The organism is Enterobacter cloacae complex sp. IR5384 (assembly GCF_049237265.1).
GTDB classification, from domain to species: Bacteria; Pseudomonadota; Gammaproteobacteria; order Enterobacterales; family Enterobacteriaceae; genus Enterobacter; species Enterobacter cloacae.
In genome coordinates, this window is sequence record NZ_JBMKHJ010000070.1 from 1 (window position 1) to 6,355 (window position 6,355).

Annotated in this window: 8 protein-coding genes; 1 reads left to right on the forward strand and 7 read right to left on the reverse strand. The window is 62.8% G+C overall.

The window, feature by feature from the left end:
* Nucleotides 1-101: 101 nt before the first annotated feature.
* The 7 genes from ACOTX3_RS25550 to ACOTX3_RS25580 all read right to left on the reverse strand — a co-directional run bounded on the left by ACOTX3_RS25550 (nucleotide 102) and on the right by ACOTX3_RS25580 (nucleotide 3,133).
* Nucleotides 102-659: a recombinase family protein gene (locus ACOTX3_RS25550; RefSeq protein WP_003100847.1), complete on the reverse strand. Its 558-nt coding sequence runs from the start codon at nucleotides 657-659 to the stop codon at nucleotides 102-104.
* A complete protein-coding gene (locus tag ACOTX3_RS25555) occupies nucleotides 653-1,024 on the reverse strand; it encodes a hypothetical protein (RefSeq protein WP_021243030.1) in 372 nt (123 codons plus the stop codon). Before ACOTX3_RS25555 ends, ACOTX3_RS25550 begins: the two co-directional genes overlap by 7 nt.
* A complete protein-coding gene (locus tag ACOTX3_RS25560; RefSeq protein ID WP_003100856.1) occupies nucleotides 1,021-1,521 on the reverse strand; it encodes a hypothetical protein in 501 nt (166 codons plus the stop codon). Before ACOTX3_RS25560 ends, ACOTX3_RS25555 begins: the two co-directional genes overlap by 4 nt.
* Nucleotides 1,518-1,844 carry a hypothetical protein gene (locus tag ACOTX3_RS25565; protein WP_003100858.1) on the reverse strand — a complete coding sequence of 109 codons (327 nt, stop codon included), beginning with the start codon at nucleotides 1,842-1,844 and terminating at the stop codon, nucleotides 1,518-1,520. The genes ACOTX3_RS25560 and ACOTX3_RS25565 overlap by 4 nt, the downstream gene beginning before the upstream one ends.
* Before the next feature lie 254 nt (nucleotides 1,845-2,098).
* Nucleotides 2,099-2,455, reverse strand: coding sequence for a cupin domain-containing protein (locus tag ACOTX3_RS25570; RefSeq protein ID WP_000215515.1), 357 nt, complete (start codon nucleotides 2,453-2,455; stop codon nucleotides 2,099-2,101).
* Nucleotides 2,445-2,846: a DUF86 domain-containing protein gene (locus tag ACOTX3_RS25575; RefSeq protein WP_001293886.1), complete on the reverse strand. Its 402-nt coding sequence runs from the start codon at nucleotides 2,844-2,846 to the stop codon at nucleotides 2,445-2,447. Before ACOTX3_RS25575 ends, ACOTX3_RS25570 begins: the two co-directional genes overlap by 11 nt.
* On the reverse strand, nucleotides 2,843-3,133 hold the full coding sequence (locus ACOTX3_RS25580) for a nucleotidyltransferase family protein (protein ID WP_001247892.1): 291 nt from the start codon (nucleotides 3,131-3,133) through the stop codon (nucleotides 2,843-2,845). Before ACOTX3_RS25580 ends, ACOTX3_RS25575 begins: the two co-directional genes overlap by 4 nt.
* Before the next feature lie 158 nt (nucleotides 3,134-3,291).
* Here ACOTX3_RS25580 and ACOTX3_RS25585 point away from each other — a divergent pair, with 158 nt between their 5' ends.
* Nucleotides 3,292-6,258, forward strand: coding sequence for a Tn3-like element ISPa38 family transposase (locus tag ACOTX3_RS25585; RefSeq protein WP_015065644.1), 2,967 nt, complete (start codon nucleotides 3,292-3,294; stop codon nucleotides 6,256-6,258).
* The last annotated feature ends 97 nt before the right edge of the window (nucleotides 6,259-6,355 follow it).

Genomic DNA, 6,355 nt, shown 5'->3' on the forward strand with positions numbered 1-6,355 from the left:
CCAATGAGCGCAATGTTTTCCATGATAGTTCTCCGAATGAAAGCCTGTCCTCAGCATAGTACCGGGAAGGAGGGAGTGACCATCTCATTAAATAAAGCACGCTAAGCGTGCGTGGAGGCTGGCACCCAGCGGTACAGCGTCGGAATGGACACGCCGAGGTTCTTGGCCACGTCCTTGGGCGGCACCCCGCTGGCCAGCAGCTTCTTGGCCGACTCGATCTTGCTGTCGGTCATCTTCGGCTTGCGGCCGCCTTTGCGGCCGAGCTGCTTGGCGACTTCCAGCCCGGCGCGGGTGCGCTCGACGGTCAGCTCGCGCTCCATTTCGGCAAGGCTCGCCATGACGTGGAAGAAGAACCGCCCGGATGGTGTGCCGGTGTCGATGGAGTCGGTGAGGCTCCTGAACTGGACACCGTGCTTGTGCAGATCGCCGACCAGATCGACCAGTTGCTTGACCGACCGGCCCAGCCGGTCGAGCTTCCAGACGACCAAAGTATCGCCTTCGCGCAGCATTTCGAGCGTCTTGGCCAAGCCAGGCCGGTCTGCCCGCGTGCCACTCACCTTGTCCTCGAAGACCTTTTTACATCCGGCCTTGCTCAAGGCTTCGCGTTGCAGCTCCAGGTTCTGATCCTGCGTCGAGACGCGCGCATAGCCAATCAACATGGCTTGTCTCGCGCCCGGTCGATGCGTTCCTGCATCGCCTGCATCACTTCTTCGTGGGTGTACGATCTGGCGTTGGCGTCGGTGGCTTGCCGCAGGGCTTCCTCAACCTCGCGCGTCATCCGCTCGTAATCCTCCGGCCACAGCGCTTGCTCCATGCGCAGCGACGCCTGACTCAGCAGGTGCAGCAGGCTGAACAGCCGCATGTCGTTGGTGGCGACGATGCGCTCCCGAATCTGCTCCTGAATAGCTTCGCTAGCCCGATGCGCTTGTGGTGTGGCAGTCCCCTCGTAGTCAGCGGGGAATTCCGCTTCCTCGGCAATCCTTGCCCAGGCGCTGGCCAGCGCCTCGATGGTTGACGTGCTCATTTCCGCCGCTCCTGTGCTCTTTGGCGAATCAACCGGCCAAGGGGCCTCGACGCGAAAACCAGCAGCATCACGCCTATCGGATACCAGGTCGAGAAGACCACCAAGGCATCGAAGGCTGGCCGTCCGGTGTTGGTAGGCAGTACGGCGGTCACAGCCATCAACCCGCCGACCGTCCAGATGATGCGCCACACGTAGGGCATCACGCGGGGCACGTAGCCGTCATCGAAAGCGGTCTGGTAGTAGCGGCGCAGGCCGCGCTCGGCAAGCGCCTGGCGCTGCCGCTCCGACAGCGCATCCGTCCGGCCATACCAGCGCCGGAATGGTGGACAGCGCAGCAGCAAAGGGGTGAAGAGGATCATCACCGCCACGATCGCGACACCCCACGCCATGACGGCGCCGGCATCGGGCCGCTTGGCGTTCTCGATCACGGGCGCGAAGACGCCCGGAGCACCGATCATCCAGAACAGCGCAATGTGCTGATGGAAGGAGAGCTTCATTTGCTCATCCACTTGCGCAGCAGGCGCTTTTTCAGGGAGGCGCGTTCTTGCGGGTTGCGTCCCTTGTGATTGGCGATGCGATCCGCCGTGGCGGCCTGGCGCTTGACGGGCCAGTAGGAGCGGCCATCCTTGCCCATCGACCAGACGCTGCTGGCCTGGTTTTCCAGCAGGGGCAGATGGGCGCTCAGGGCTTCGGGCGACGCGCTGGTCAGCGCCGTGCGCTCACGGGTGCGCCAGCGCTGATGCCAGAGCTTCTTGTCCTCGCGCTCGCTGCCGCAGGTCGTGTGCCCGACGATGGGTGTTTTGCGGCGGCTGCGGCTCATAACGTAGTGGTCTCCAAGAACATTCAGGACTGATCCCAGGCGTCGATGGTCAAGACCTGATCGGCAGGACAGGCGGCTACGCGGTCGGGAACTGGATGGTGTTCAGTCTCATGCCGACCCCATTCGATTGATCGCGTCGCTTGCGGCACGCTGCGACGCAAGGAGGTTTGCGACCTGGTTTAGCAGCCGTGTCCGCTGCATGTCTGTTACCTATCTCCCCGACCGCTCATTGGACCAACTCCAGAGATTGGGCTCTATCGCTCAGCCAATACGAAACCGGCATTGGCTGATGCCACAACCGAGACTAACACAAATGGCTCGGTACCTGTATTTCGCGCCCCGTGCACTTGGCCCGGTCTTGCCACGGCTATCTCACCTTCCCTGAGGGCACGAACAATCCCATTGCCCTGAAAGTAATCAGCCATTCCCGACAAAACAGTCCACGTGTCTTGGCCGTGAGGATGAATGTGAGCCGCAATTTCCTGCCCGGGATGGACATGCCAAACCACGATAATTGAGTCTCGGGTTTCAAGCACAACGGAACGAATAGGCTCGCCTTCGGACGGCTGAACATACTCGGCTACAGAAAATATTCTCGATTCAACAGTCATCGGAGATCCCTCTTTCACAGTTGTCGTTACGGTCTTCATCGTCGGCATCCTGACGCACGGCGGGCAATTGCTGGAGCAACGCCGGCAGCCATTCCTGTACCGTCTCCCACACCACATCGAGGTTGATGTCGAAATAGCCGTGAGCCATGCGATTACGCATATTGCGCATGCTGCGCCACGGCACGTCGGCATGCGCCTGGGTGAACTCGACGTAGCCATCCATCACCTTTGTGGCCGCCTCGCCGATGACGATCAGGCTCATGATGACGGCCTGCTGGGTGCGCTTGTCGGCCAAGAAGTCGTCCTTGGCCATCCCTTCCACGAAGCTGCGCGCATCGGTTGCGGCCTGCTGAATGTGGTCGAGGTAATCGGGCAGGCGGTTCTCGCTCATATCGGTTGCGCCTCCGCGAGCACCTTGGCCCGGAACTTCGGCGGCAGGTCGCCGGGAGTCAGCAGATCGACGTCAACGCCGAGCAGCGATTTCAGTTCTTCTTCCAAATCGCCCAAGTCCAACAACGTGGCACCGGGCAGCGCATCGACCAACAGGTCGAGGTCGCTGCCATCCCGGTCGGTGCCATGCAGCACCGAGCCGAAGACGCGCGGGTTCGCGGCGCGAAAGCGGCCTACCGCTTCACGCACTGCGCTTCGCTTCATGTCAAGCACAACAGACGGTCGCATGCGCATCCTTTCTTATCGAAACTCGTTGAGATGATATGCAATCAAGAATAGAATTTCAAGAACTATTTTCGAGAATCGCAATGCCTTGATTCCCGTGCCGCGCCGGTTGCCTTGGCGGGCTTGTCACAAACCTACGTTTTCAAGAAGAAGGAAACCGCATGCCCCGCCGTTCGATCCTCTCCGCCGCCGAGCGCGAAAGCCTGCTGGCGTTGCCGGACACCAAGGATGAGTTGATCCGTCACTACACGTTCAGCGAAAGCGACCTCTCCATCATCCGGCAGCGGCGCGGCCCGGCCAATCGGCTGGGCTTCGCGGTGCAGCTCTGCTACCTGCGCTTTCCCGGCGTCATCCTTGGCGCTGATGAGCCACCGTTCCCGCCATTGCTGAGACTGGTCGCCAACCAGCTCAAGGTCGGCATCGAAAGCTGGGACGAGTACGGGCAGCGTGAGCAGACCCGACGCGAGCACCTGGTCGAGCTGCAAACGGTGTTCGGCTTCCAGCCGTTCACGATTGGCCACTACCGGCAGGCTGTCCAGTTGCTGACCGAGCTGGCCATGCAAACCGACAAGGGCATCGTGCTGGCCAGAGCCTTGATCGAGCACCTGCGGCGGCAGTCGGTCATTGTGCCCGCCCTCAACGCCGTCGAGCGGGCGAGCGCCGAAGCGATTACCCGCGCCAACCGGCGTCTCTACGACGCCTTGGCTGAGCCGCTGACGGACGTGCATCGCCGTCGCCTCGACGATCTGCTCAAGCGCCGCGACAACGGCAAGACGACGTGGCTGGCCTGGCTGCGGCAATCCCCGGTCAAACCGAACTCGCGGCACATGCTGGAACACATCGAACGCCTCAAGGCGTGGCAGGCGCTCGACCTGCCCTCCGGCATCGAGCGGCTGGTTCACCAGAACCGGCTGCTCAAGATCGCCCGCGAGGGCGGCCAGATGACGCCCGCCGACCTGGCGAAGTTCGAGCCGCAGCGGCGTTACGCGACCCTGGTGGCGCTCGCCATCGAGGGCATGGCCACCGTCACCGACGAAATCATCGACCTGCATGACCGCATCCTGGGCAAGCTGTTCAATGCCGCCAAGAACAAGCATCAGCAGCAGTTCCAGGCATCCGGCAAGGCGATCAATGCCAAGGTGCGGCTGTTCGGGCGCATCGGCCAGGCGCTGATCGAGGCCAAGCAAGCGGGCCGCGATCCGTTCGCCGCCATCGAGGCCGTCATGTCCTGGGATGCTTTCGCCGAGAGCGTCACCGAAGCGCAGCGGCTCGCGCAACCCGAGGACTTCGATTTCCTGCACCGCATCGGCGAGAGCTACGCCACGCTGCGCCGCTACGCGCCGGAATTTCTCGACGTGCTCAAGTTGCGGGCCGCGCCCGCCGCCAAGGACGTACTCGACGCCATCGAGGTGCTGCGCAGCATGAACAGCGACAACGCCCGCAAGGTGCCCACCGACGCGCCGACCGAGTTCATCAAGCCGCGCTGGCAGAAGCTGGTGATGACCGACACCGGCATCGACCGGCGCTACTACGAACTGTGCGCGCTGTCGGAGCTGAAGAACGCGCTGCGCTCCGGCGACATCTGGGTGCAAGGCTCGCGCCAGTTCAAGGACTTCGAGGACTACCTGGTGCCGCCCGCGAAATTCGCCAGCCTCAAGCAGGCCAGCGAATTGCCGCTGGCCGTGGCCACCGATTGCGACCAGTACCTGCATGACCGGCTGACGCTGCTGGAAACGCAGCTCGCCACCGTCAACCGCATGGCGCTGGCCAACGAGCTGCCGGACGCCATCATCACGGAGTCGGGCCTGAAGATCACGCCGCTCGATGCGGCGGTGCCCGATACCGCACAGGCCCTGATCGACCAGACGGCGATGATCCTACCGCACGTCAAGATCACCGAATTGCTGCTGGAGGTAGACGAATGGACGGGCTTCACCCGGCACTTCGCCCACCTGAAGTCAGGCGACCTGGCCAAGGACAAAAACCTGTTGCTGACCACGATCCTCGCCGACGCGATCAACCTGGGCCTGACCAAGATGGCGGAATCGTGCCCCGGCACGACCTACGCCAAGCTGGCCTGGCTGCAAGCCTGGCACATCCGCGACGAAACCTACGGGGCGGCACTGGCCGAGCTGGTCAACGCGCAGTTCCGACATCCCTTCGCCGGGCATTGGGGCGACGGCACCACGTCATCGTCGGACGGCCAGAACTTCCGCACCGGCAGCAAGGCCGAGAGCACCGGCCACATCAATCCGAAATACGGCAGCAGCCCAGGGCGGACGTTCTACACCCATATCTCCGACCAGTACGCGCCGTTCCACACCAAGGTCGTGAACGTCGGCGTGCGCGACTCGACCTACGTGCTCGACGGCCTGCTGTATCACGAATCCGACCTGCGGATCGAGGAGCACTACACCGACACGGCAGGGTTCACGGACCACGTCTTCGCGTTGATGCACCTGCTGGGCTTCCGCTTCGCCCCGCGCATTCGTGACCTGGGCGACACCAAGCTCTACATCCCGAAGGGCGATGCCACCTACGAGGCGTTGAAACCGATGATCGGCGGCACGCTCAACATCAAGCACGTCCGCGCCCATTGGGATGAAATCCTGCGGATGGCCACCTCGATCAAGCAGGGCACGGCGACGGCCTCGCTGATGCTCAGGAAGCTTGGCAGCTACCCGCGCCAGAACGGCCTGGCCGTCGCCCTGCGTGAGCTGGGACGCATCGAGCGCACACTGTTCATCCTGGACTGGCTGCAAAGCGTCGAGCTGCGCCGCCGCGTGCATGCCGGGCTGAACAAAGGCGAGGCGCGCAACGCGCTGGCCCGCGCCGTGTTCTTCAACCGCCTGGGGGAAATCCGCGACCGCAGCTTCGAGCAGCAGCGCTACCGGGCCAGCGGCCTCAACCTGGTGACGGCGGCCATCGTGCTATGGAACACGGTCTATCTGGAGCGGGCCGCGAACGCCTTGCGTGGCCACGGTCAAGCCGTCGATGACGGCCTGTTGCAGTACCTGTCGCCGCTCGGCTGGGAGCACATCAACCTGACCGGCGATTACCTCTGGCGCAGCAGCGCCAAGATCGGCGCGGGCAAGTTCAGGCCGCTACGGCCGCTGCAACCGGCTTAGCGTGCTTTATTTAATGAGATGGTCACTCCCTCCTTCCCGGTACTATGCTGAGGACAGGCTTTCATTCGGAGAACTATCATGGAAAACATTGCGCTCA

Coding starts and splice junctions, on each gene's coding strand:
- ACOTX3_RS25580 (WP_001247892.1), bottom strand. CDS start 3,133: ATGCGACCGTCTGTTGTGCTTGACATGAAGCGAAGCGCAGTGCGTGAA.
- ACOTX3_RS25565 (WP_003100858.1), bottom strand. CDS start 1,844: ATGAGCCGCAGCCGCCGCAAAACACCCATCGTCGGGCACACGACCTGC.
- ACOTX3_RS25555 (WP_021243030.1), bottom strand. CDS start 1,024: ATGAGCACGTCAACCATCGAGGCGCTGGCCAGCGCCTGGGCAAGGATT.
- ACOTX3_RS25585 (WP_015065644.1), top strand. CDS start 3,292: ATGCCCCGCCGTTCGATCCTCTCCGCCGCCGAGCGCGAAAGCCTGCTG.
- ACOTX3_RS25570 (WP_000215515.1), bottom strand. CDS start 2,455: ATGACTGTTGAATCGAGAATATTTTCTGTAGCCGAGTATGTTCAGCCG.
- ACOTX3_RS25575 (WP_001293886.1), bottom strand. CDS start 2,846: ATGAGCGAGAACCGCCTGCCCGATTACCTCGACCACATTCAGCAGGCC.
- ACOTX3_RS25560 (WP_003100856.1), bottom strand. CDS start 1,521: ATGAAGCTCTCCTTCCATCAGCACATTGCGCTGTTCTGGATGATCGGT.
- ACOTX3_RS25550 (WP_003100847.1), bottom strand. CDS start 659: ATGTTGATTGGCTATGCGCGCGTCTCGACGCAGGATCAGAACCTGGAG.